Here is a 2,896-nt window from a genome sequence, read left to right as displayed (position 1 = left end):
GAAGCCGTTGCTGTCGATCACCGCTCCGCCGTTGCGCACGTTGACCCGCCCGCTGGTGGTGGCTGAGAGGGTTGCGGAAGTGCCGTTGGCTTTGAAGGTGCCGCCGTTGAAGTTGAAGGTCCCGCTGTTGGCTTTCGATCCGAAAACGATGCTGCGGTTCACGGCCAGCGTGCCACCATCGAGGTTCAAGGTCCCGGTGCTGTTACTGCCGGTCCGGTTGGCCCCGAGTCGGAAGGTGCCGGTCGTCGAGGTGCCCGTGTCCAATAGACCCGTTCCGGAAATGCTCAACACGCCGTTGCCACTGTTGTCCGTCGCACCATTGAAGCCGTCGGCCCCGATCCAGAGGTTCTTGCCGGTGGCGACGAGCGTGCCGCCGCTTACATTGAGGGTTCCGGTCTGGGCACTATCAGGTGCGATGAACACGGCGTTGCCGGTCACCGTCGTGGTGCCGCCGGTGATGTTCATCTGGGTGTTGGTTCCCTCGACGCCGAGGCCCGCCGTGCCCGCAAAAACGGTGCCGGATAGATTCATGATGGCAGCGGTTCCGCGGGCGGTCACCTTGCCTGCCGAGGCGGAGGTATGGAGGTTTCCGGTCACGTTCAGCGTGCCGCCATACACCTCGAAATCGGCGCTCCCGGTGATGGTTCCGGAAAAAGTCACCACGCTTGTGCCCTCCTTGCGGAAGGCCCTGCCCGCGCGTGTTAGATTGCCGGTGAATTGGAAATCCGCACTGCCATTGCCTTGCACGGTGAGGGGGTCGTTCACCAGGGTGATATTGGGTGCCACGGTATAGAAAAGCCCCTGTTCTCCGCCGATGCCGTTGAGGTTGATCAGCGCGTTCCCCGCGTCGGACCGGTCCATGGTCCAGGTGCTTGCCCCGCTGCCGATGGTGACGTTGCTTGGACCTCCCGTCAACGGATCGAAACCCCGCAAGGTAAGTGACCGCAGAGTCAGGGCAGCCGGCACGTTGGTGGTGATCTCGTTGGCTCCGTTGGGCAGATCGGTACCCGATTCAAAGAAGAACAAGTCGTCGGCATTCGTGCCGGGTGCGTTCATGACCGAGTCTCCACTCCAATTGGCAGTGTCATCCCAGGAATGGGTGGCGGGAGCACTCTGGATCCAGGTGAATTCCGCCGCGTGTGCGAGGCATGGCATGATGGCCAAGGTGGCGAGAGTCAGCAAGGAACGACGTGGGTATCTGGTGCGGATGGTGGGTTTTGGTTTCATGTGGGTAGGAGAAAAGAGACGCCATGAGACGGCCTCAAGGCCGGGCGAAGACGTCGAACTCGCCGTAAAATGTGTGGTTTAGAAACTGTTTGTCCGGCAGCAGGATGGGTTCGACGACCCAGAGCAGGTACCGGTAGCGGCCGAGCGAGCCACCCGGCGAGGTGATCGAGCACGCTTGTTGGGCGGGACGTTCAAACGCATTTCGCACACCAAAATATTCGTCCGTGTTCACGCGGGCGATGAATTTCCAACCGGCTTGATCGGGGTCGCCCTCCACCGATGGCGGAGTGTCCCGGTCACTGCCAAAGAGGCGGTAGCGCTGCTGGGCGCGGAAACGGATGTCTTCGAAGCGGGGATGCTCGTGCCACGAGTAGGTGTTGATTTTCTCGACCACCACCACGGCCCCCAGATCCAAAACCAGACTGCCCTCGGTGTTGTCCTCAAAAAACACCGACTCGTCCGGCATGTCCTTCGCGGACTGACCCCGGCCGTCCAGGAGTCGTTCCACCGGGCCACTGGCGCCGTTGTTTCTGTGTGCCTTGCGCAGGGCGCCGGTCCCCAGCGAGACGCGGGCTCGTCCCTGACGCGCGTCGGCGAAATCAGCGTCGGTCGGTGGCTCGATGCTGGGAAACCGGAAGGCGGGGGTTTCATCGCCGCGCTCGATCCGCACCATCACGCGGCCCCGGCCAGGCTCGAGCGAAAGCGAATCACCCAAACGCAGATGCTGCGGGGATTTGCCCCCGGGGAGATGCACGGCCACCTCGCCATCGGTCACCGCAACGCTACTGTGACCGTCCACCGCCACCGAGGTCAGAAATTCAGTGCCCAAATCGACGATCCGCGAAAGACGGGTACTCAGGACGAAACCCTTCGAATCGGGGCTGTCGGCACGCGTGCGGACATCCCCCAGAATGAGGAATCCACTCCGCGCGGACTCCACCTCGAAAATGCATGGGCCGTAAAGGGTGGTCACCGCTCCACAATCAAAGACGATCTCCGCCGTCCCGGCCGACAATTCGACGCGATGCCCGCGCCGAAGTGCTTGCCCGGTCTGTGGCTCCTCATCGGCCGCGACCCATTGACAGTCGTGCAAGGTGCCGAACCGCGCCACACCAGCGTGCCGTTCTCCGTATTTCATCCACCCGAGAACAACGAAAACAATCAACGCCGCCATAGTGCCAAGCCGGATGATGGCACGCCGGGCGCGGGAACTTCGGCGACCTTGTGGCATCGGGATGCCGATGGATGCCAGGGCGGTTGTTTCCCCGCGATATATTTCCGCAACGGTTGATTCCTGAAGGCGGGCGATCAGGCCGGAGTCATCGATCAGGCAGCGCGCCGCATGGGCACGGGCCGCGCTGCTTTGTCGCAACATGTCGTTCAACTCACCCCGTTCACGCTCGGCAAGAGGCCTGGAGCGGCCATCGAGCAGCAACTCTTCGAGTCTGCCTGCAAGAACGACTGATCCGGTTTCATGCCTGCTCCTCCCTCGGCAAATGCTTCCCAATACAGTCGGCGAGCGAGCGGCGCACTCGCAACAACAACACCTTCACCGCACTCATTCCCATCTGCTGGGCGGCGGCGATCTCCGCCATGGACGCACCTGCCACATAATGCGCGAACAACATCCCTCGCTGGCGATCCGGCAGTTTTGCAAGGCATCGTTCCA

The 2,896-nt window shown here is 62.2% G+C and carries 3 protein-coding genes; all 3 read right to left on the bottom strand.

Translation table 11 applies throughout. The features are described from left to right. Positions 1-1,056, bottom strand: a 1,056-nt coding sequence (locus tag ACIQ67_RS20985; RefSeq protein ID WP_397536315.1) for a hypothetical protein, incomplete at its 3' end; no start/stop codon positions are given. 205 nt (positions 1,057-1,261) lie between these two features. Beyond that, positions 1,262-2,662: a hypothetical protein gene (locus ACIQ67_RS20980; protein ID WP_397536314.1), complete on the bottom strand. Its 1,401-nt coding sequence runs from the start codon at positions 2,660-2,662 to the stop codon at positions 1,262-1,264. 37 nt (positions 2,663-2,699) lie between these two features. Beyond that, a partial coding sequence (locus tag ACIQ67_RS20975) for an RNA polymerase sigma factor (protein ID WP_397536313.1) occupies positions 2,700-2,896 on the bottom strand: 197 nt, incomplete at its 5' end.

The organism is Roseateles sp. (assembly GCF_044373315.1).
Lineage (GTDB): Bacteria > Pseudomonadota > Gammaproteobacteria > Burkholderiales > Burkholderiaceae_C > JACDQM01.
The sequence above is the reverse complement of the archived record's forward strand: the minus strand, read 5'-3'. Positions and strand labels throughout refer to the sequence as shown.